Below are 20,070 nucleotides of genomic sequence, written 5' to 3' on the forward strand. Positions count from 1 at the left end.
CCAGGCCGGTTTTTTTGTGACCATTTTCGATGGTCACTTCAGGAGGTCCTATGTCGAAGTCCCCGGCGTCCACCGCGTCCTACCGTCCCGAAACCCGCCTGGTCCATTCCGGCACCCTGCGCTCGCAATATGGCGAGACGTCGGAGTCGCTGTTCCTGACCCAGGGCTACGTCTACAACAGCGCCGAGGAGTGCGAGGCGCGGTTCAAGGGCGAGGACCCCGGCTTCATCTATTCACGCTACTCCAATCCGACCATCTCGATGTTCGAGCGGCGCATGATCGAGCTCGAAGGCGCCGAAGCGGCACGTTCCGCCGCGACCGGCATGGCCGCGGTGACGACCGCGATCCTGGCGCCGCTCAAGGCCGGCGATCACGTCGTGGCCTCGCGCGCGCTGTTCGGCTCGTGTCTCTACGTCGTGCAGGATTTGCTGCCGCGCTACGGCATCGAGACCACGCTGGTCGACGGCCTCGATCTCGACCAGTGGCAGCGCGCCATGAAGCCGAACACCAAGACGTTTTTCCTGGAGAGCCCGACCAACCCGACGCTGGATGTACTCGACATTCCCGGCATCGCAGAGATCGCGCACAGCGGCGGCGCGCGGCTCGTCGTCGACAACGTGTTCGCCACTCCGATCTGGCAGAGCCCGCTCGCGCTCGGCGCCGACGTCGTGGTCTATTCCGCGACCAAGCACATCGATGGCCAGGGCCGCTGTCTCGGCGGCATCATCCTGTCCTCGGAAGCGTTCATCGCCGAGCACATCCACAATTTCATGCGCCAGACCGGCCCGTCGATCTCGCCGTTCAACGCGTGGGTCCTGCTCAAGGGCCTGGAGACGCTCGCCGTGCGCGTGCGCGCGCAGACCGAGACGGCGGCGCGCATCGCGGACGTGCTGGCGAGCCATCCGAAGATTTCACGGCTGGTGTTCCCCGGCCGCGCCGATCATCCGCAGGCCGCATTGGTGAAGAAGCAGATGCGCGGCGGCTCGACGCTGGTCGGCCTCGAGGTCAAGGGCGGCAAGCAGGCGGCGTTCCGCGTGCTCAACGAGCTCAAGCTCGCCAAGATCTCGAACAATCTCGGCGACGCCAAGAGCCTCGTCACGCATCCGGCAACGACGACGCATCAGCGCCTCAAGCCGGAGGACCGCGCCGCGCTCGGCATCAGCGGGGGCTTCATCCGCTTCTCGGCGGGGCTTGAGCACGCGGACGATCTGATCGAGGATCTGACCGCGGCGCTGGAGAAGGCGTAGCCACGCATTCGACATCGTGGGGTGGTCAAAGCGAAGCGTGCCCACCATTCACGATGGCAGCGCCGATGGATGGTGGGCACGGCGCGCGAAGAGCGCGCCTTCGCCCACCCTACGCACCGATGCTTACATCGGCCGATAGGTCCGCACGTCCGCGGGCACGTTGACGCCGAGCTTGATCTGGCCGACAGAGCGGATGATGTCGTCGCCGAGGAGCTGGGCGAAGCAGGCGTAGCCCCAATCGTTCATGTGCAGGCCGTCGGCGATCACGAAGCTCTCGACCGGAATCGACTGCTTCTCGTGCCAGTCGCGCATCACCTCGAAGCGCGGGAAGATGCCGACATGACGAAGCTCGGCGACCTTGCCGAGCAACTTCACCATCTTGCCGGCGCTGTCCGCGCGCTGGTTGACGGCGGGCGAATATTGCGGATCGACCAGCACGACGTCAGTGCCGCCGGCAGCCTGGATGCGGCTGATGCCGTCCTCGACCAGTTTGGCGGTATCGCCGGGATCGAGATTGCGCAGCACGGCATTGGTGCCGACCTGCCAGATCACCAGATCCGGATGCACGTCGATCACCTCTTTCTGGAGGCGCTTCATCATCTCGGGTGCGTCCTCGCCGCCGACGCCGGCATTGACGACGGTGATGTCGGCAGTCGGATAGTGCCGGTGCAGCTGCGCGGCAAGGCGATTGGGATAGTTGAACTCCGGCGAGCTCGCGCCGAATCCCGCGGTCGACGACGAGCCGAATGCGACGATGACGACGGGCTGGCCGGCGACGAGCTTGCCCGCGACATGCGGCAGCGAGCCCATTGCCTTCGCGCCGCCCTTCGGCGACAGGCAGGGGACGCGGCTAAAGATGTCGCCGGCGGATTTCGCGACCTGCTTCACCTTGTCGATGGCGCGCGCCGTGATGCCGCGCTGGTCGGGGGACGTCGCTGCGACGGTGGTCTGGGACGGTGAAGCGGGAGCCGGATCAGCCGATTGCTGCGGGGCCGGTGTTGCCTGCGCGGCCTGCGTCTGCGCGCGCGACTGCGAGGCCGGACTCAGCAACAGAAGCACCGCTGCTGCGGGCACAGCCAGCCATGCCGTCAGGCAAAAAGGGCGGAGAGAACTCATTAACGCTAGACCTCAATTTTGCTGCTGGGCCGGCTCCAGATGGGCAGCGTCGATCACGAACTGTGCCAACGCCCGGCCAAGGCAATCATGGACCTGTTTCGCCAGCTCAGGCCCGCGCGACGGGCTGAACAGGTCGAACTGCCCCTGGTCATTCCACTGCCGCATGATCGCGAAACGATCGAACAGCGGAATATCGTGCTCCTGCGCCACCACCCGCATATTGTCGAGGTATGGCGGCACCGAGATCATGGTTTCGGTACGCGGACTGTACTGCAGATTCATCAAGACGACGTCAGCCCCTGCCTTTTGCAACGCAACAACCCCTTCGGTCACCGCGCCACGAAAATCGTCGGGATCAATGGCTCGGATAGCATCCACGGTCCCGGTCTGCCAGATGACCAAAGTAGGCGCTTTTGCTTCCATCAGCTTAACGAAGCTGGCGGCCGCCTCCTCAGCCGTTTTCTTGCTCTGTATTTCTACGGAGACGTGCACAGTCTCGGTCGGCGGCAGCTTCTCCTTCAGGATGTCCTGCATCCGCGCCGGATAAGAAGCGTCCTCGGAGGCCGGAATCGTGGTAGAGCGGCTGCCGATGACCAGGATTTCGAGCGGCTTGCCGGCCTTGATGGCATCGGCGACCTTGGGAAGCTGGCTTTCGCTGGTGAGCAGATAGGACGGCAATTCGCAGGCTGCGGGCGCGGCTGAAGCAGCAGGTGCCGCCGAAGCAGCAGGCGCAGCATCGTCCGCGCGCGCCGGAGGCGCGGCGAGACCACCGCACAGCAGGATCAGGCTCAGGAAAACCTTCGCCTTCATCAGCCCCCTCCCGCCATATCGGCGCTGCCGACGGCGCTTTTGGTTTTCGAACCGCTCTTGTCAGCCACCCGCTTGTACCACGAAATCAGCCAGGCCATGGCCCACATGATCAGGATTCCGGAGAGACTAATTAGCGCATGCATCACCGGGCCGCCCGAGACTTCGGCCAGGATGAAATGGCCGGCAAAGGCTAGGAAGACGCCAAGACAGAATATCTCCAGGGAATGCGAGCCGCACAGGATCAGCGGCCGCAGCCAGGGCGATTTCAGGCCCGGCCAGTCCCGGGGCAGGATGCGCACGGTGAGCGCGGCCAGCGCCAGGAAATGCGTGAAGCGCAGCACGTCGAGGTCGGCCTTGTCGATCGGATACATCCACTGCTCGAGCCGCTTCGGCATGAAGTGGGAGAGCTGCGGCACATACCAGGTCAGCGTCACGTAGAATGCCGCGACCAGATAGGCGATCGCGATCCACATCGTCACCCGCGAAGCGAGAATGTGCGACATCCGTCGCGCACCCCCGAGCGCGCACCATGCCCCGAACACGAACAGCAATTGCCAGGCGAAGGGATTGAAGGCCCAGAAGCCGTTTGGATAGGCCGACAGGTAGAGATCGTATTCCCAGGTCACCGCGTAGAGCGCGACGGAGAGGCCGAGCGTCACGTCGGGGCGCCATTTCATCAGCCACAGGATCAAGGGCAGCGCCAGCATCAGCACGATGTAGAGCGGCAGCACGTCCATGTTGACGGGACGGAAGCGCAGCAGCAGCGCCTGCACGATCGTGACGTCGGGCTGCTTGAGGAAATCCATGATGCCCATCTCTTCGGTGTAGAGCGGGTTCTCGAACCTGGTCGCGACGTAGGAGATTTCGGCAAGGAAGATCGTGAACAGGAAGACGTGGGCGACATAGATCTGCCAGACGCGCCGCAGGATGCGCGCGGTGGCGACGACGATGCCGGACTCCAGCATCGCCCGACCGTAGACGAAGGCGGCGGTATAGCCGGAGATGAAGATGAATATCTCGGTGGCGTCGCTGAAGCCGTAATTGCGGATCGTGAACCAGGTCAGAAGGCTCGGCGGCAAATGGTCGATGAAGATCAGCCACAGCGCCAGGCCGCGGAACAGGTCGAGCCGGAGCTCGCGCTCGCCGATGGCGGGCAGCGAAATGGCCGGCGATGCCGCGCGCGGCTTCGCACCCGCGGATTTGACCTCCACAGGTTTGGCGGTTCCCGCGATCGTCGATCCCGTCACTTGGTCGGCAATGGTCATCGGGGGCTAAAAACCCTTCCGCAAATCGCGACGTGGCAAGGAGTGTACCGGTCCGGCCGTCATCTCGCAAAGCGCCCGGATCACATGCAAAGACACTTGGACGTGTACTTCCCTGCGAATTCTGGCGGGACGATGTCGCCAGAACCGCCTCCGGCGTTTGGTTCCCGAGCAGATTTCGGTATGATGGCAATCATGTACCGCGCCGTGACCCGCCAGATCGAAGTGACCGTCGAGCCGAACTTTGTTCCGGAGCAGTCGTCGGCCGACCGCTCCCGCTATTTCTGGTCCTACACCATCGTCATCACCAATTCCGGCGACGAGACCGTGCAGCTCAAGACGCGGCACTGGATCATCACCGACGCCACCGGCCGGCAGCAGGAGGTGAAGGGCGAGGGCGTCGTCGGCGAGCAGCCGACGCTCGCCCCCGGCGAACGCTTCGAATACACCTCCGGCGTGCCGCTCACGACCGCCTCGGGCTTCATGACCGGCCGCTACCAGATGGTCAGCGCAACCGGCGAGCGCTTCGAGATCGACGTGCCGACGTTCTCGCTGGACAGCCCGGACAACAAGCGGGTGTTGAATTAGGGTCTGAGATGGTGGGCACGCTTCGCTTTACCCGCCCTCCGGCACTACAGCACCGCGCTACGCGTCCTCGACGCCCGCCTCGTCCGGTGTGAACTCGTACACCGAGCTGCAGAACTCGCAGGTCACGACGACCTTGTCGTCCTTGACCATCGCGGCACGATCGTCGGACGAAAAGCTCTTCAGCATCGATGCCACCGCGTCGCGCGAGCAGGAGCATTGCGCCTTCAAGGGCAGCGGATTGAACACGCGCACGCCGCGTTCGTGGAACAGACGGTAGAGCAGCCGCTCGCCGGACAGCTCCGGATCGATCAGCTCGACATCTTCGACGGTCTCGATCAGCGAGCGCGCCTCGACCCAAGCATCGTCTTCAGCGACGGCATGCACCTCGACGCCTTCGGGCGCATCGCCGGGATGCAGATCGGCCTGCCGCGCGCGCTCGGGCGCCTTCGGCAGGAACTGCATCAGCATGCCGCCGGCACGCCAGCGATGCTTACCGCCGTCGTTCGAGCGCCATTCCTCGCCGACGGCGAGACGCACGCGGGTCGGGATCTGCTCGGAGCGCAGGAAATATTCGTGAGCGGCGTCTTCCAGGCTGCCGCCGTCGAGCGCGACCAGGCCCTGGTAGCGGCTCATGTCGGGGCCCTGGTCGATGGTCATGGCGAGATGACCGTGCCCCAGCAGCGCGCCGGAATCCTTTGCATCGCCGAGGCGCGCGGCGTCGTAGCGCGCATAGGCGCGCAGACGATCCGGCGCCTGATAGTCCACGACCAGGAACGACACCGGACCGTCGGTCTGGGCCTGGAGGATGAAGCGGCCCTCGAACTTCAGCGCCGAGCCGAGCAGCGTGGTCAGCACGATGGCCTCGCCGAGCAGCTTGCCGACCGGCGCCGGGTAATCGTGCTTGGTCAGGATCTCGTCGAGCGCCGGACCAAGCCGCACCAGCCGACCGCGCACATCGAGCGCGTCGACCTCGTAAGGCAGCACGGCGTCATCGATCGGAACCGCGGATGGCGCGCGAACCGGACCTTCGGGCCCGGTTTTCATGTCAGGGGATTGGGAAACCATGGCGCTTTATCTGGGGTCGGAAGGCGGAATTGGAAGGGGTTCGGAGCAGCTCATCTGGACACTGGTTTGATCATGATACGGCAAATTCGGTGTCGTCCCGGCGAAGGCCGGGACCCATAACCACGAATATTGGTTTGGCGAAAACTCGTTGCCTCCGCCGATCTGCCACAAGAGAGATTCCGCGGTCTGGGTCCCGGCCTTCGCCGGGACGACGGAAAGTTAGCTCGCCCGCGTCGATCTACTTCACCGCGTCGAAGCACCAGGCCAGAATGCCCTTCTGCGCGTGCAGGCGGTTTTCGGCCTCGTCGAACACGACGGATTGCGGACCGTCGATCACCTCGTCGGTGACCTCCTCGCCGCGATGGGCGGGCAGGCAGTGCATGAACAATGCATCGGGCTGGGCCAGCGACATCAGCTGGGCATTGACCTGATAGGGCTTGAGCACGTTGTGGCGGTGCTCGCCTTCCTTGTCCCCCATCGACACCCAGGTGTCGGTCACGACACAATCGGCCCCACGCACGGCGGCTTCGGCATCGGTGCCGAGCATGATCGGCGCGCCGGTCGCCTTGATGAAGTCGCGCATGGCTTTTTTCGGGGCGAGCTCCGGAGGCGTCGCGACATTGAGCTGGAACTTGAAACGCTCGGCGGCGTGCGCCCAGGACGCCAGCACGTTGTTGTCGTCTCCGGTCCAGGCCACCGTCTTGCCCTCGATCGGGCCGCGATGTTCCTCGTAGGTCATGAGGTCGGCCATCACCTGGCAGGGATGCGAGCGCCGCGTCAGGCCGTTGATGACGGGTACGGTGGCGTTCGCCGCAAGCTCCAGCAGGGCATCGTGATTGAGGATGCGGATCATGATGGCGTCGACATAGCGCGACAGCACCCGCGCGGTGTCGGCGATGGTCTCGCCGCGGCCGAGCTGCATCTCGGCACCGGTGAGCATGATGGGCTCGCCGCCGAGCTGGCGCATGGCAACATCGAAAGACACCCGCGTCCGCGTCGAGGGGCGCTCGAAGATCATCGCCAGCGTCTTGCCTTCGAGCGGCCTGACCGGCTGATGCGCCTTCTGCTTCGCCTTCATCGCGGTGGACGCGGCGAGCATGCGCTTGAGCTCCGACAGCGGCAGCTCGTTGATATCGAGGAAGTGCTTCGGTGTTTTCTTGGGTGTATTATCGGGCGACTTGCTCATCAGCTTGCCGCCCGCTTGTTGCCGGATAACGCGGTGCAGGCGCGCTCGAGCCGCCCGACGCTGTCCTCGATCTCGGCTTCGGTGACGATCAAAGGAGGCAGGAAACGCACGACATTGTCGCCGGCACCGACGGTGAGCAGCTTTTCGGCGCGCAAGGCGGCAACGAGATCGCCCGAAGGCACCACGGCCTTGATGCCGATCAGGAGGCCCTCGCCGCGCACTTCGCTGACGACATCAGAGTGGCGGTCGATCACGGAAGCGAGCTTCTGCTTCAGCAACAGCGACATCCTCTGCACGTGGTCGAAGAAGCCGGGCTTGAGCATGACGTCGAGCACGGCGTTCGCAGCCGCGATCGCGAGCGGATTGCCGCCGAAGGTCGAGCCGTGCGAGCCCGGTGTCATGCCGGATGCCGCTTCCGCGGTCGCAAGGCACGCGCCGATCGGGAAGCCGCCGCCGAGCGCCTTGGCCAGCGACATCACGTCGGGCTCGACGCCAAGGCGGCGGTACGCGAACAGATCGCCGGTGCGACCCATGCCGGTTTGCACCTCGTCGAAGGCGAGCAACAGACCCTTCTCGTCGCAGAGCTGGCGCAACGCCCTCAGGAAGGCAGGCGTTGCCGAACGGACACCGCCCTCGCCCTGGATCGGCTCGATCAGGATTCCGGCGGTCTGCGGACCGATCGCCTTTTTCACCGCCTCGAGATCGCCATGCGCAACCTGGTCGAAGCCCTCCATCGGGGGGCCGAAACCTTCGAGATATTTTGCCGAACCCGTCGCGGCCAGCGTCGCCAGCGTGCGGCCATGGAACGCGCCTTCGAAGGTGATCATGCGATAGCGGTCGGGATGGCCCTTCGCGGCGTGATAACGGCGCACCACCTTGATCACGCATTCCAGCGCTTCGGCGCCGGAATTGCAGAAGAACACGAAATCCGCAAAACTTTCATTGCACAGGCGCGCGGCGAGCTTTTCGCCGTCCGGGCTCTGGAACAGGTTCGACATGTGCCAGAGCTTCGTGGCCTGCTCCTGCAACGCCGCGACCAGCGCCGGATGGGCATGGCCGAGCGCATTCACCGCCACCCCGGAGGTGAAATCGAGATAGCGCTCGCCATTGGTCGCGATCAGCCAGCAGCCTTCGCCACGCTCGAAACCGAGGTCGGACCTGGCGAAAACGGGGAGCAAATGCGGCGCTGCGCTGTTAGTCATGACGGTCACTTGAATGTTGCGGACGGTGTGAGCGTGCATTGCGCAACGCACCATCGACCGGCCCGGAAAACGAAACGTGCCGCCTCTTGCGGGCGGCACGTGCGACTATCTTAGGCTTGGTGAAACGGGTGTCAATGCCGCCCGGAAAGCCTCGCGAAACGCTGAATCCGTAGTCTTGCGGTGCCGATTTTGCGGGATTTAGTCACGGAACATGTGGAAGCGAGTCGGCGGACTCTTGCGCGGGAGTCACGCCATATTGTAGCGTTTGGATTGTCAGATACGACATCTCGTGCAGTGGTTCTGATCTTTAAGTCCTTATGTACCGGCGTAAACGTTCGGGCGTTCAAGACGCGCCCGGCGAGCCTTAAGGGATTCTGGCGGCACGGGTTTTTGAAGGCTTAGGCATTCGCTGCGAGGCCCCAGGATGGCTGGCGCGCAGCGAGGGAAAGGGTGCAATGACGGTTTTGACCTGGTCCGATGATCGCGTCGAGCAGCTGAAAAAGCTCTGGGAGGCCGGACTTTCGGCCAGCCAGATCGCGGCGGAGCTCGGCAATGTGACCCGCAATGCCGTGATCGGCAAAGTGCACAGGCTCGGCCTCTCGGGCCGCGCCAAGAGCCCTTCGTCGGCAGCGCCGCGGCCGCGCAAGGCGCGCCCCGCGCAGCACATGATGCGGGTGAGCCGCCCGATCTCGCGCGGCAACACCGCGCTGGCGCAGGCCTTCGAGGTCGAGGCTGAGCCGGATCCGGTCACCTATGACAACGTGGTGCCGATGAGCCAGCGGCTGTCACTGCTGGAATTGAACGAGGCGACCTGCCACTGGCCGGTCGGCGATCCCTCGAGCCCGGACTTCTTCTTCTGCGGTGGACGGGCGCTGTCCGGCCTGCCCTATTGCGCCCAGCACTCGCGCGTCGCGTACCAGCCGGCGTCGGATCGGCGGCGTGCACCGGTGAAGCCGGGGCCGCGGTAATTACGGCAAGTCGTCGCGCGAAGACGGCTCAACGATTTCAGTCTCGTCCCGGCCTAGTGCGCAATTGCGCATGGGGGCCGGGACCCATACTCGGAGCGCGCAGTTGTTGCGCGAAAGAGGTCACTCCGAGTCTTCGCCAAACCACGTTCGGTGATTATGGGTCCCGGATCAGCGCTCGCTTGTCCGGGACGACGTCGAAGAATTCGGGGACAGCTTGCCAAGAAACAAAGCTGCAACCCTACACCTGCTCCGCCTTCGCAAACCGATCATCCAGCGCGTAACCGGCCCCGCGGACGGTGCGGATCGGGTCCTGCTCGCGGCCGAGATTGAGCAGCTTGCGCAGGCGGCCGATATGCACGTCGACAGTGCGCTCGTCGATATAGATGTCGCGGCCCCAGACGCTGTCGAGCAGTTGCTCGCGCGAGAACACCCGTCCCGGGTGCTCCAGGAAGAACTCCAGCAGGCGATATTCGGTCGGACCGAGATCGATCGGCCGGCCGGAGCGCGCCACGCGGCGCTTGTCGCGGTCGAGCTCGATGTCGCCAAAAGCGAGGACGGTGGCGAGCCGCTCCGGGCTTGCGCGCCGCAGCAGGCCCTTCACGCGCGCCAGTAGCTCCGGCACCGAGAACGGCTTGACGATGTAATCGTCGGCGCCGGTCGCAAGACCCCGCACCCGCTCGCTCTCCTCGCCGCGCGCGGTGAGCATGATGATCGGCAGCTGCTTGGTCTCGGGACGGGTGCGAAGCCGCCGGCACAATTCGATGCCTGACAGGCCCGGCAGCATCCAGTCGAGCACGATCAGATCGGGGATGTGCTCCTTGAGGCGGGTGTCGGCGTCGTCGCCGCGCATCACCGTCTCGACGTCATAACCGTCGCCTTCGAGGTTGTAGCGGAGAAGCTCGGTCAGGGCTTCCTCGTCCTCAACCACCATAATGCGTGCGCCCATCGGGTCGTCGCTCCCTTAAGTCTTCAGGTGTTCGGTACCGTGTTGGCGAAGGTCGTCATGTCGCCCTTCGGCCGCTTGTCGGTGATCGCCTGGCCCTCGATCATGTAGAACACGGTCTCGGCGATGTTGGTGGCGTGGTCGCCGATCCGCTCGATGTTCTTGGCGCAGAACATCAGGTGAATACAGAACGAGATGTTGCGCGGATCCTCCATCATGTAGGTGAGGAGCTCGCGGAACAGCGAGGTGCAGATGGCGTCGACTTCCTCGTCACCCTTCCACACCGCCATCGCCGCCGGCAAATCATGCGCGGCATAAGCGTCCAGCACCGACTTGACCTGCTGCTGCACGAGGTCGGTCATGTGCTCGAGGCCGCGGAACAGCTTGAGCGGATGGAAGTCCGTCTCCAGCGCCGCAACGCGCTTGCCCATGTTCTTGGCGAGGTCGCCGATGCGCTCGAGATCGGTCGCGACGCGCATGGCGCCGACGATCTCGCGCAGATCGACTGCCATCGGCTGGCGCCGGGCGATGGTGAGCACCGCACGCTCCTCGATGCGCTTCTGCAGCGCGTCGAGCTCGGTGTCGATGGCGACGACGCGCTGGCCGAGCGGGACGTCGCGGCGGATCAATGCGTCGACGGACTCGACGATCATGCGTTCGGCGATGCCACCCATCTCGGCGACCAGGCGCGTGAGTTCCTGGAGGTCGGTGTCGAAGGCCTTTGCGGTATGTTCAGAACCCATGTCGCGTCTCCTAGCCGAACCGGCCGGTGATGTAATCCTGCGTGCGCCGGTCGGACGGCGACGTGAAGATCTTGCTGGTGTCGTCGAACTCGATCAACTCGCCGAGATACATGAAGGCGGTCTTGTCGGAGACGCGCGCCGCCTGCTGCATGTTGTGGGTGACGATCGCGATCGTGTAATCCTCGGACAGCTCCTGGATCAGCTCCTCGACCTTGGCGGTCGAGATCGGGTCGAGCGCCGAACAGGGTTCGTCGAACAGGATCACCTCGGGCCGCACCGCGACGGTACGGGCGATGCAGAGGCGCTGCTGCTGGCCGCCGGAGAGCGACAGGCCGGAGGCGTTGAGCTTGTCCTTGACCTCGTTCCACAGCGCGCCGCCGCGCAGCGCCTTCTCGACGCGGCCGTCCATCTCGGACTTCGAGATCTTCTCATAGAGACGGATGCCGAACGCGATGTTCTCGTAGATCGTCATCGGGAACGGCGTGGGCTTCTGGAATACCATGCCGACGCGGGCGCGCAGCAGATTGAGGTCCAGCTTGCCGTCGAGGATGTTGGTCTGGTCGAGCATGAGCTGACCGGTGGCGCGCTGACCGGGATAGAGGTCGTACATCCGGTTGAAGATGCGCAGCAGGGTCGACTTGCCGCAGCCCGACGGACCGATGAACGCCGTGACGCGGTTGGCGCCGAGCGTCAGGTTGATGTTTTTCAGCGCGTGGTGCTCGCCGTAATAGAAGTTCAGGTTGCGCACGGTCACCTTGGGGGGCGCCTCCGGCAGCACTGCCGCGTGCGGCAGTCCACCTGACGCGCTCATCGATACGGAAAGATCACTCATTTTGCGGTCCTCTCGGCGCCAAGGATGCGCGCGAAAATATTAAGGGCAAGAACGGTCAGGGTGATGAGCAGCGCGCCGCTCCAGGCCAGCTGCTTCCAATAGGCATAGGGGCTCTGCACGAAGTTGTTGATGGTCACCGGCAGGTTCGCCATCGTCTTGTTCAGGCCGAGGCTGAAGAACTGGTTCGACAGCGCGGTGAACAGCAGCGGCGCGGTTTCACCGGCGACGCGGGCGGTCGCGAGCAGCACGCCGGTGATGAGGCCCGAACGGGCAGCGCGATAAGCGATCCGCTTGATCACCAGCGAACGCGGCAGGCCGAGCGCCGAGGCCGCCTCGCGCAACGCGTTCGGCACCAGCAGCAGCATGTCCTCGGTCGTGCGCAGCACCACCGGGATCACGATGACCGCGAGCGCGAGCGAGCCTGCGATCGCGGAGAAGCCGCGCATCGGCACCACCACCGCGCCGTAGATGAACAGGCCGATGATGATCGAGGGTGCCGAGAGCAGGATGTCGTTGATGAAGCGGATCACCGAGGTCAGCCGGTCGTTACGGCCGTATTCGGCGAGATAGGTGCCGGCGAACATGCCGAGCGGCGCGCCGATGCCGACGCCGATCACGGTCATGATCAGCGAGCCGACGATGGCGTTGAGCAGGCCGCCCTCGTTCGATCCCGGTGGCGGCGTGTTCTCGGTGAACAGCTGGACATTGAGTCCCGCCAGTCCGTTGTAGAGCAGCGTGATCAGGATCAGCGCGAGCCAGGTCACACCGAAGGCGGTTGCGGCGATGCAGAGCCCGCGGACGACGATATCCTTGCGGCGGCGGCGTGAATAGATCGGATTCATGACGTCAGTTCCCCGCCTTCTTTTCCAGCCGCATCAGCATCAGCCGCGCCGCCGCGAGCACGAAGAAGGTCAGCACGAACAGCAGGAGGCCGAGCAGGATCAGGCCGGACTGGTGCAGGCCGTCGCTCTCGGCGAACTCGGATGCGATCGCCGCCGAGATCGTGGTGCCGGGGGCGAAGATCGACGACGAGATCCGGAACGAGTTGCCGATGATGAAGGTCACCGCCATGGTCTCGCCGAGCGCGCGGCCCAGCGCCAGCATGACGCCGCCGATGACGCCGACGCGGGTGTAGGGGATCACCACGCTGCGGACGACCTCCCAGGTGGTGCAGCCGACGCCGTAGGCGGCTTCCTTCAGCACCGGCGGCACCGTCTTGAACACGTCGACCGAAATCGAGGTGATGAAGGGCAGCACCATGATGGCGAGGATCAACGCGGCATTGAACAGGCTGAGATAGGACGGGGGACCCGCGAAGATCGCGCCCAGCACGGGCACGCCGTCGAAAATCTTGATCATGAAGGGCTGGAACGTGTTGGCGAGGAACGGACCCAACACGAAGAAGCCCCACATGCCGTAGATGATCGAGGGGATGCCGGCGAGCAGCTCGATCGCCATGCCGATCGGGCGGCGCAGCCATTGCGGGCAGAGCTCGGTAAGGAAGATCGCAATGCCGAGACCCACGGGAATGGCGATCAGCATCGCGATGAAGGAGGTGACGAGCGTGCCGTACATCGGCCCGAGCGCGCCGAGCACGGGCGGATCGGCGGACGGCGCCCAGCGCTGCGTCCACAGGAAGGAGATCCCGAATTCCTTCATCGCCGGGAAGGCGCCGACGATCAGCGAAATGATGATGCCGCCAAGGATCAGAAGCACCGAGATCGCGGAGAGCCGCGTGATCCAGTAGAAGGTGACGTCGCCGAGCTTGAACGCGCTCAAGGCCTTGGCGCGATCATACGGTCCGGCGTCGTCGATTACATCGCTCTGAACGGCCATCTCTGCCACGCCGGTCCCCTGTACCAAATAGTATACGTTTTTTGTTGGTCCGTGCCCCGGATGCGGCGCAGCGCATCCGGGGCACGAGCGTCGCGAGCCTAGCTCTTGATGTCGGCAGCCCAGGTCTTCTCGATCAGCTGAACGACCGGGTCCGGCATCGGGATGTAGTCGAGCTCTTCAGCCGCCTTGCCGCCGCTCTTGAAGGCCCAGCGGAAGAACTTGATGGCTTCCTGCGAGGCCGCCTTGTCGGTGGCGTCCTTGTGCATGAGGATGAAGGTCGCCGCCGTGATCGGCCAGGACTTCTCGCCGGGCTGGTCGGTCAGGATGACGTAGTAGCCGGGAGCCTTGGCCCAGTCGGCGTTGGCGGCGGCTGCCTGGAACGCTTCGACGGTGGGCTGCACCGGCTTGCCGGCCTTGTTGACGAGACCGGTGTAGGTCAGCTTGTTCTGCTTGGCATAGGCGTACTCGACGTAACCGATCGAGTTCTTGGTCTGGCTGATGTTGCCCGACACGCCTTCGTTGCCCTTGGCGCCGACGCCGACCGGCCACTCGACGGCGGTACCTTCACCGACCTTGCTCTTCCAGTCCGCGCTGGCCTTGGCGAGGTAGTTGGTGAAGTTGAAGGTGGTGCCCGAACCATCCGAACGGCGGACCACGGTGATGGCTTCCGAGGGCAGCTTCACGTTCGGGTTGAGCTTCTTGATCGCGGCGTCGTCCCATTTGGTGATCTTGCCGAGATAGATGCTGGCCAGCGTCTCGCCGTCGAACACCATCTCACCGGGCTTCACGCCCTCGATGTTGACCACGGGAACGATGGCACCCATCACCATCGGCCACTGGACGAGGCCGTCCTTCTCGAGCTGCTCGGCCTTGAGCGGCGCGTCGCTGGCGCCGAAGGTCACCGTCTTGGCCTGGATCTGCTTGATGCCGCCGCCGGAGCCGATCGACTGGTAGTTCAGACCGTTGCCGGTCTCCTTCTTGTAGGCATCGGCCCATTTGGAATAGATCGGGAACGGGAACGTCGCACCGGCACCGGTGATGTCGGCAGCAAAGGCCGCCGTCGTCGATGCGGCGACCATGCCAACAGCGACGAGTGTTTTGAGGAAATTCATGCTGGTCTCCATACAGGGGAGCGAAGCGCCATCCGCGCCCGATCGCGCTCCCCGTGCCGCCCCTTTAGGAGCGGACAGCTGAGCTTTTACGAAGGTTTGGTGACAGTCGGATGACAGTGTTAAGCAGCTGAAATCGCTGGAATTTAGCTCAGAGCCGCAGGCTTGCCCTGGGGGAAACAGGCAGCGAAAGTGGCGCCCTGCTTGGGCACGCTTTCGATCAAAAGCCGGCCGCGATGGCGGTTAAGAATATGTTTCACCAGCGATAATCCGAGGCCGGTGCCGCCCTGCGAGCGGCTGTCGCCGACATCGACCCGGTAGAACCGCTCCGTCAGCCGCGGCAAATGTTCCGGCGCAATGCCGGGGCCGAAATCCCGGACCAGGACCCGGGTTTCCTGAGCTCCATCAGGGGCGGAACTGGACGTCAGCGACACGATGACACGACCGCCCGAGGCGCCGTATTTGAGCGCGTTCTCGATCAAATTCTCGAACAGGCGGAGCAGCTCCTCACGGTCGCCCGCGATCAGCACCGGGGTCGCAGGCAGCTGGGTCTCGACCTCGACCTGGCGTTCCCGGGCCAGCGGCTCGAGCCCGTCGGCGACCTGCAAGATGATCGGCAGCAGGTCGACCAGGGTGTCGGGCCGCACATGGGCCGACAGCTCCACCCGCGACAGCGACAAGAGATCGTCGATCAGGCGGGCCATCCGGGTGGCCTGGTTGTGCATGATGCCGAGGAAGCGCTCGCGCGCCTTGGGATCGTCCTTGGCCTGGCCCTGGAGCGTGTCGATGAAGCCGGACAGCGCGGCCAGCGGGGTGCGCAGCTCGTGACTGGCATTGGCGACGAAATCGGCCCGCATCTCCTCGACCCGGCGCAGCGGCGTCTGGTCGTGGAAGGTCATCAGCATGCATTTGTCGGCGCCGCCGAAGGTGGTCGGCACCGGCACCGGCGTGATGGTCAGCTCCATCCAGCGATCGACCGGGACATGGTCGAGATAGGTCGCGCGCCGCGGCTCGGTGGTCGCGATCGACTCGCGCAGGGCCGTGATGATCTCGGGCGAGCGCAGCGCGAACTGGGCGAGCTCATTCCGGCGCAGCGCCGGCGCGAGCTGGGCAGCCGCAGCGTTGAGATGGATGACGCGGCCGGCGCGATCGAGCAGCACCGCGGGATCTGGCATGCCGGCGACCACCGCGGCGACTGCCGCGCTCTCGACCGGGTTGACGCGGCGGGTCTCTTCGCGCGAGGCGGCGGTATCGTGCAGGCGCCACGGGATCAGCGCTGCGGCCGCGATGCAGACGAACACCGCAATCGCATGCAGTGCCGACAATTCGCCCAGCGAGACCACCACCGACAGTGCCAGCGCCGCGGCGATCAGGATGACGGTCGAGTGCCGCAGCCGGTCGGACCAGGGCTGGGAGGAGGGAGAAGATGGGGCGTCGATCGCCATCGGGGCGGGCTTCTCCAAAGGACTTTGCGCCGGTCAGGCGCCGCTGTCGCTGCGCTTTCTCACGTAAGCGGCTTCAGGTGCGGGGCCGGGGTCGAGCTTGAGCGCCGCCTGCTGCAGGCGTTTCGATCGCGCGCCGATGATAACTTCGCGAAACGTCAGCAAGATTACAGAAATGACGAAAGGGGACAGATAATAGAGGACGCGGAACAGCAGCATCCCACCCAGCAGCTCCTCCCGGTCCATCTGCCAGAGCCCGACCAGCATCGCCGCGTCGAACACACCAAGGCCTCCGGGCGAATGGCTGGCAAAGCCGAGCAGCGTGGCCGAGACGAAGATCACCGCGACCACCACGAAGCCGAGATTGGGCTCGTCCGGGACCAGCACGTACATCGCGAGCGCGCAGAAGCCGAGATCGATGATGCCGATCGCGATCTGGAGCAGGGTCAGCGGGCCGCCCGGCAGCATCACGGTCCAGGGCCCGCGGCCGACCATCCGCGGCTGGGTCCAGACCCAGACCACGTAAGCGACCAGTCCGACGATGATCATCATCGCCAGCATCCGGTTGAGCCAGGGCGGAAGCATGTCGATCGAGGCCGCGGCCTCCGGATGATAGGAGATGCCGAGGCCCAGCACCGCGGCATTACCGAGCCAGAAGGTCAGGCCGGCGAGGAAACAGATTTTTGCGACGTCGATCGCGTTCAGGCCGTAGGCGGAATAGATGCGGTAGCGCACCGCGCCGCCGGTGAAGACGCTGGCGCCGACATTGTGGCCGATCGAATAGCTGGTGAAGGCGGCGAGCGCGTTGATCCGATAGGGCACGTGGGGGTGGCCGATCGCGCGCACGGCGAACAGGTCGTAGAAGGTCAGCGTGAAATAGCCCGCGGCGACGAACAGCGCCGCCATCGCAATCTGGCTCGGCTCGGTGCTCTTGATCGCTTCGAGGACTTCGTTGACATCGATGCCGCGCAGCATGTGGTAGAGCACATAGCAAGCGATGCCGATGACCGCGACGCTGATCACAACTCCAAGCTTATGCAGGATTTGCTTCTGGCGCAGAAACGACATCGCCCTGCGTATGGCTTCCAGCATCTAAACCTCGAACAACGCTTCAGCGGCCAGGGTGGCCGGCGAACAGGCGGACGACACGCAGGCACCCGACGAATCCTCGCCGGCGGCTCCGGCATCGCGCATGCCCCCTGCCCCTCCACTAGCGCGTTTTGGGGCGGAGTGGAATTCGACAATTCGAACAAAAAGTCGTGGCTTCAAGGTTTTAGGCAGGTTGCGGGCTCCTGATGCACGGTTTGGCGCTTTCGGCGGCAAGCCTGACGCGAATCTCCATGGCAATCCTGCGCAGACGCCATGAAGTTTTGATGATTTCGGCCGTACAATGTTCCGTCACGGCTTAAGTCGAAATCAATCTATGGGCGGGATTCCGCTGTTGAAAGAGGGTCACGCCGCGCGGGGCCGCTGCGGCGCGCACGATTACGTGGCCGACGGCTCGCACTCGATCATCCGGTTGCACTGCGACATCACAGACGTCATTGCGGCCGCCCGCCAGCGGCCGCGATGAGCACGTCGTTCGGAGGTAGCGTTCTGCTCAGGCCGCAAGCTGCGGGCGCACCGCCTCGATGCCCGCGATCCAGCCGGCGACGGAGCGCCCGATCGCCTCGGGGTGATCCTCCTGGAGGAAATGCAGGCCGGCGCCGAGACGAACCAGCGCGCAGTGCTTCAGGGAGGCTGCGAACCGTTCGGCAAATTCCGGTGCGACCAGAGCTCCGGGCTCGCCGGTGAACAGGAGCTTTGGATAGGACGACGCGGCCAGCACTGCATGCGCGGACTGGAGCGCCTGATAAACGTCAGCGGGCTCGCCTGCGATCGGCATGTCAAGCGCCCACGACGCCTCTTCGCGTTTCACCTGCCGAGCGATGAATTATCGGAGTTTGAGGCCCAGCGGATTCGAACTCAGGCCGGCGGCATGCTGCGCGCGACCACCCGGTCGCGCAGCCAGGCGCCGATGGCGCCGCCGACGAGATAGCAGGCGAACATGGTCAGGCCGAGGTCGAGCCAGTAGCCGAAGCGGCCGGGGACCACATGCGCGAGCGAGGCCGCGACCAAGCCGGCAACAAGCACGGCGAGCCAGCGCGCGGTCACCTTCGAGGTGCCGTTGCCGCGTTGGACCACCGAGATCCAGCCCATGCAGAAGCCGAGCAGCAGCGAGCCGATCAGCCAGCCCAGATGGAACGAGACGAGATAGGGCATCGTCACCTCACCAGAAATTCGATGCGGCGGTTCTGCGCCTTGGCGTCTTCGCTGTCATTGCCGGCGACCGGCTGCGTGCTGCCGTAGCCGACCGCGGTGAAGCGGCTGGCAGGCAGGCCGGCCTTGACCAGATAGTCGATCACCGCCTGCGCGCGCTTCTCCGAGAGTGCCTGGTTGAAGGAATCCTCGCCGTCGGCATCGGTATGCCCGGCGACCTCGATATTGGTGGTGGGGCATCGCAATGCCGTCTCGATCAGATGATCGAGAATGCCGGCGGAATCCGGATCGATGTCGGCGCGCTTCGCCCCGAAGCGAATCTTGGCCTTGGCCAAAAGCTCCGAGAACAATTGCTGGCACACGGTGCCGTCGACCGGACCGGCTGCGGGTTTCACCGTGATTTCCGGCTTGTATTGCCAGTTTTTCGGAAAGTCCTTGCCAAGGCCTGCGCGGATGTCGTTGGCGGCACCTTCATAGAGCGCATCGCCCGACAGCTTCACCTCGCGGTCGGACACGACGAGCGTGCCGGTCGACAGTCGCGACAGCGCGCCGAACGCTGCGACCACGGCGGGGCTGAACGAGCCGGGCGCGCCGACGCTGGCCTTGAGATTGTCGACGACCTTTTCGTTGAAGAATTTCCGCGACGCGCTGGTGGCGATGGCGGCGTGGACATCGTTGTCGGGAACATAGCCGGTCAGCGTCACCGTCGCGGCCACCGGATCCTTGTAGGCCTGGAAGACGTAAGGCGGCGCCTTGACGTCGTTGGCGGCGATCGAAAAGCCCTCGGGCAGGTTTTTCAGCGCCGCTGCGACGGCTTCGCGGCCGCCGAGATCGCGCGCCATGCCCGACAGAGTGACTTTGGTGTCTGTGATCGTGATCTTGCCGTCCTTGAGCTTGCCGATCTGGTCGAGCAGCAGCATCGCAGCCGCCTCGAACCGCGGCGGTGCGCCGCGGGCCAAACCCATCTGATCGGCCACCTCGGTACCGGCCACCTCCTTGCGGGCCGCCTCGGTCAGGCGGCCCTTCATCGACGGCAGGGGCGCGGAGCCTGACAGCGTCACCCGCACCACGTCCCGTTCGGCGTTCCAGACGAAGGGCTTTGCCTCGGGCACGAGGCGGGTCCGGTCGTCGACCAGGCGCACGCCGGGCACGGTCTCGACCGCCACAACAGCGTCGCGGCGCCCCTCCTCGGAAAAGGCCTCCGCAGCCAGGCTGACGTCGCGGCCGTCCACCGCGATCCGGGTCTTGTCCAGAACGGTATCCTTTAGCGCCGCCGAGCTGCGGGCGGAAAGGTCCGCCTCGACCGGCAAAGTGTTATTCCAGGCCGCAAATCCCCACATGACGGCCAGGGGGATGAGCCCCGGCCACCATTTGCTGGCCCACCTGAAAAGCTTCTGCATTCGACGACCCGAACTCTGGAACCGGAGACAAAACAAACCCTTGGCGGGCTGTCAAACCGGAA

Annotated in this window: 19 protein-coding genes and 1 pseudogene; 3 read left to right on the forward strand and 17 right to left on the reverse strand. The window is 64.7% G+C overall.

What is annotated here, in order from left to right; translation table 11 throughout:
* Positions 1-50: 50 nt before the first annotated feature.
* On the forward strand, positions 51-1,247 hold the full coding sequence (locus N551_RS0104205; protein ID WP_027565889.1) for an O-succinylhomoserine sulfhydrylase: 1,197 nt from the start codon (positions 51-53) through the stop codon (positions 1,245-1,247).
* Between the two features lie 123 nt (positions 1,248-1,370).
* Here the strand turns inward: N551_RS0104205 and N551_RS0104210 are convergent, their stop codons facing one another.
* From N551_RS0104210 to N551_RS0104220, 3 genes are read right to left on the reverse strand one after another with little or no spacing between them, the layout of a single operon-like run.
* A complete protein-coding gene (locus N551_RS0104210; protein ID WP_027565890.1) occupies positions 1,371-2,363 on the reverse strand; it encodes an SGNH/GDSL hydrolase family protein in 993 nt (330 codons plus the stop codon).
* A 12-nt stretch (positions 2,364-2,375) separates the two neighbouring features.
* Positions 2,376-3,173 carry a lipolytic enzyme gene (locus N551_RS0104215; RefSeq protein ID WP_027565891.1) on the reverse strand — a complete coding sequence of 266 codons (798 nt, stop codon included), beginning with the start codon at positions 3,171-3,173 and terminating at the stop codon, positions 2,376-2,378.
* Complete coding sequence (locus N551_RS0104220; RefSeq protein ID WP_027565892.1) at positions 3,173-4,438, reverse strand: OpgC domain-containing protein; 1,266 nt, start codon at positions 4,436-4,438, stop codon at positions 3,173-3,175. Before N551_RS0104220 ends, N551_RS0104215 begins: the two co-directional genes overlap by 1 nt.
* Before the next feature lie 192 nt (positions 4,439-4,630).
* Here N551_RS0104220 and apaG point away from each other — a divergent pair, with 192 nt between their 5' ends.
* Positions 4,631-5,023 (forward strand): Co2+/Mg2+ efflux protein ApaG, encoded by a 393-nt coding sequence (gene apaG, locus N551_RS0104225; protein WP_027565893.1) that lies wholly within the window; start codon positions 4,631-4,633, stop codon positions 5,021-5,023.
* A gap of 57 nt (positions 5,024-5,080) precedes the next feature.
* Here apaG and N551_RS0104230 read toward each other — a convergent pair whose 3' ends face one another.
* The 3 genes from N551_RS0104230 to N551_RS0104240 all read right to left on the reverse strand — a co-directional run bounded on the left by N551_RS0104230 (position 5,081) and on the right by N551_RS0104240 (position 8,476).
* Positions 5,081-6,088, reverse strand: coding sequence for an Hsp33 family molecular chaperone (locus tag N551_RS0104230; RefSeq protein ID WP_027514423.1), 1,008 nt, complete (start codon positions 6,086-6,088; stop codon positions 5,081-5,083).
* Between the two features lie 238 nt (positions 6,089-6,326).
* Positions 6,327-7,274, reverse strand: coding sequence for an ornithine carbamoyltransferase (argF, locus tag N551_RS0104235; protein WP_027565894.1), 948 nt, complete (start codon positions 7,272-7,274; stop codon positions 6,327-6,329).
* Positions 7,274-8,476 (reverse strand): aspartate aminotransferase family protein, encoded by a 1,203-nt coding sequence (locus N551_RS0104240; protein ID WP_027565895.1) that lies wholly within the window; start codon positions 8,474-8,476, stop codon positions 7,274-7,276. The genes argF and N551_RS0104240 overlap by 1 nt, the downstream gene beginning before the upstream one ends.
* A 455-nt stretch (positions 8,477-8,931) precedes the next feature.
* Here N551_RS0104240 and N551_RS0104245 point away from each other — a divergent pair, with 455 nt between their 5' ends.
* A complete protein-coding gene (locus tag N551_RS0104245; RefSeq protein ID WP_007597869.1) occupies positions 8,932-9,444 on the forward strand; it encodes a GcrA family cell cycle regulator in 513 nt (170 codons plus the stop codon).
* 238 nt (positions 9,445-9,682) lie between these two features.
* On the opposite strand, the gene phoB is transcribed toward N551_RS0104245, so the two are convergent.
* From phoB to N551_RS0104310, 11 genes and pseudogenes are all read right to left on the reverse strand, one after another.
* The gene (gene phoB / locus N551_RS0104250; RefSeq protein ID WP_007597871.1) at positions 9,683-10,390 is read right to left on the reverse strand and encodes a phosphate regulon transcriptional regulator PhoB; all 708 of its coding nucleotides are present in this window, start codon (positions 10,388-10,390) and stop codon (positions 9,683-9,685) included.
* Positions 10,391-10,413: 23 nt separating this feature from the next.
* Positions 10,414-11,130, reverse strand: a complete 717-nt coding sequence (gene phoU, locus N551_RS0104255; protein ID WP_018456067.1) for a phosphate signaling complex protein PhoU — start codon at positions 11,128-11,130, stop codon at positions 10,414-10,416.
* Between the two features lie 10 nt (positions 11,131-11,140).
* Positions 11,141-11,962 (reverse strand): phosphate ABC transporter ATP-binding protein PstB, encoded by an 822-nt coding sequence (pstB, locus tag N551_RS0104260; RefSeq protein WP_027565896.1) that lies wholly within the window; start codon positions 11,960-11,962, stop codon positions 11,141-11,143.
* Positions 11,959-12,804: a phosphate ABC transporter permease PstA gene (gene pstA / locus N551_RS0104265; RefSeq protein WP_018456065.1), complete on the reverse strand. Its 846-nt coding sequence runs from the start codon at positions 12,802-12,804 to the stop codon at positions 11,959-11,961. Before pstA ends, pstB begins: the two co-directional genes overlap by 4 nt.
* Positions 12,805-12,808: 4 nt before the next feature.
* Positions 12,809-13,798, reverse strand: coding sequence for a phosphate ABC transporter permease subunit PstC (gene pstC, locus N551_RS0104270; RefSeq protein WP_027565897.1), 990 nt, complete (start codon positions 13,796-13,798; stop codon positions 12,809-12,811).
* A gap of 98 nt (positions 13,799-13,896) precedes the next feature.
* Positions 13,897-14,910: a phosphate ABC transporter substrate-binding protein PstS gene (gene pstS / locus N551_RS0104275; protein ID WP_027565898.1), complete on the reverse strand. Its 1,014-nt coding sequence runs from the start codon at positions 14,908-14,910 to the stop codon at positions 13,897-13,899.
* A gap of 143 nt (positions 14,911-15,053) precedes the next feature.
* Positions 15,054-16,352: an ATP-binding protein gene (locus tag N551_RS0104280; RefSeq protein WP_027565899.1), complete on the reverse strand. Its 1,299-nt coding sequence runs from the start codon at positions 16,350-16,352 to the stop codon at positions 15,054-15,056.
* 33 nt (positions 16,353-16,385) lie between these two features.
* Positions 16,386-17,441, reverse strand: a complete 1,056-nt coding sequence (locus tag N551_RS0104285; RefSeq protein WP_018456061.1) for a lysylphosphatidylglycerol synthase domain-containing protein — start codon at positions 17,439-17,441, stop codon at positions 16,386-16,388.
* A 508-nt stretch (positions 17,442-17,949) separates the two neighbouring features.
* A pseudogene (locus tag N551_RS0104300) lies at positions 17,950-18,234 on the reverse strand (haloalkane dehalogenase); the annotation flags it as partial.
* Between the two features lie 80 nt (positions 18,235-18,314).
* Positions 18,315-18,611: a membrane protein gene (locus N551_RS0104305; protein WP_027565901.1), complete on the reverse strand. Its 297-nt coding sequence runs from the start codon at positions 18,609-18,611 to the stop codon at positions 18,315-18,317.
* A 2-nt stretch (positions 18,612-18,613) separates the two neighbouring features.
* Positions 18,614-20,008 (reverse strand): OmpA family protein, encoded by a 1,395-nt coding sequence (locus tag N551_RS0104310; protein WP_027565902.1) that lies wholly within the window; start codon positions 20,006-20,008, stop codon positions 18,614-18,616.
* Positions 20,009-20,070 lie beyond the last annotated feature (62 nt).

Origin of the sequence: Bradyrhizobium sp. URHA0013, assembly GCF_000518345.1 — a bacterium.
GTDB lineage: Bacteria > Pseudomonadota > Alphaproteobacteria > Rhizobiales > Xanthobacteraceae > Bradyrhizobium.

Coding starts and splice junctions, on each gene's coding strand:
- N551_RS0104305 (WP_027565901.1), bottom strand. CDS start 18,611: ATGCCCTATCTCGTCTCGTTCCATCTGGGCTGGCTGATCGGCTCGCTG.
- N551_RS0104220 (WP_027565892.1), bottom strand. CDS start 4,438: ATGACCATTGCCGACCAAGTGACGGGATCGACGATCGCGGGAACCGCC.
- N551_RS0104205 (WP_027565889.1), top strand. CDS start 51: ATGTCGAAGTCCCCGGCGTCCACCGCGTCCTACCGTCCCGAAACCCGC.
- N551_RS0104240 (WP_027565895.1), bottom strand. CDS start 8,476: ATGACTAACAGCGCAGCGCCGCATTTGCTCCCCGTTTTCGCCAGGTCC.
- apaG (WP_027565893.1), top strand. CDS start 4,631: ATGTACCGCGCCGTGACCCGCCAGATCGAAGTGACCGTCGAGCCGAAC.
- argF (WP_027565894.1), bottom strand. CDS start 7,274: ATGAGCAAGTCGCCCGATAATACACCCAAGAAAACACCGAAGCACTTC.
- phoU (WP_018456067.1), bottom strand. CDS start 11,130: ATGGGTTCTGAACATACCGCAAAGGCCTTCGACACCGACCTCCAGGAA.
- pstS (WP_027565898.1), bottom strand. CDS start 14,910: ATGAATTTCCTCAAAACACTCGTCGCTGTTGGCATGGTCGCCGCATCG.
- N551_RS0104215 (WP_027565891.1), bottom strand. CDS start 3,173: ATGAAGGCGAAGGTTTTCCTGAGCCTGATCCTGCTGTGCGGTGGTCTC.
- N551_RS0104245 (WP_007597869.1), top strand. CDS start 8,932: ATGACGGTTTTGACCTGGTCCGATGATCGCGTCGAGCAGCTGAAAAAG.
- pstC (WP_027565897.1), bottom strand. CDS start 13,798: ATGGCCGTTCAGAGCGATGTAATCGACGACGCCGGACCGTATGATCGC.
- pstA (WP_018456065.1), bottom strand. CDS start 12,804: ATGAATCCGATCTATTCACGCCGCCGCCGCAAGGATATCGTCGTCCGC.
- N551_RS0104280 (WP_027565899.1), bottom strand. CDS start 16,352: ATGGCGATCGACGCCCCATCTTCTCCCTCCTCCCAGCCCTGGTCCGAC.
- phoB (WP_007597871.1), bottom strand. CDS start 10,390: ATGGGCGCACGCATTATGGTGGTTGAGGACGAGGAAGCCCTGACCGAG.
- N551_RS0104230 (WP_027514423.1), bottom strand. CDS start 6,088: ATGGTTTCCCAATCCCCTGACATGAAAACCGGGCCCGAAGGTCCGGTT.
- N551_RS0104285 (WP_018456061.1), bottom strand. CDS start 17,441: ATGCTGGAAGCCATACGCAGGGCGATGTCGTTTCTGCGCCAGAAGCAA.
- pstB (WP_027565896.1), bottom strand. CDS start 11,962: ATGAGTGATCTTTCCGTATCGATGAGCGCGTCAGGTGGACTGCCGCAC.
- N551_RS0104210 (WP_027565890.1), bottom strand. CDS start 2,363: ATGAGTTCTCTCCGCCCTTTTTGCCTGACGGCATGGCTGGCTGTGCCC.
- N551_RS0104310 (WP_027565902.1), bottom strand. CDS start 20,008: ATGCAGAAGCTTTTCAGGTGGGCCAGCAAATGGTGGCCGGGGCTCATC.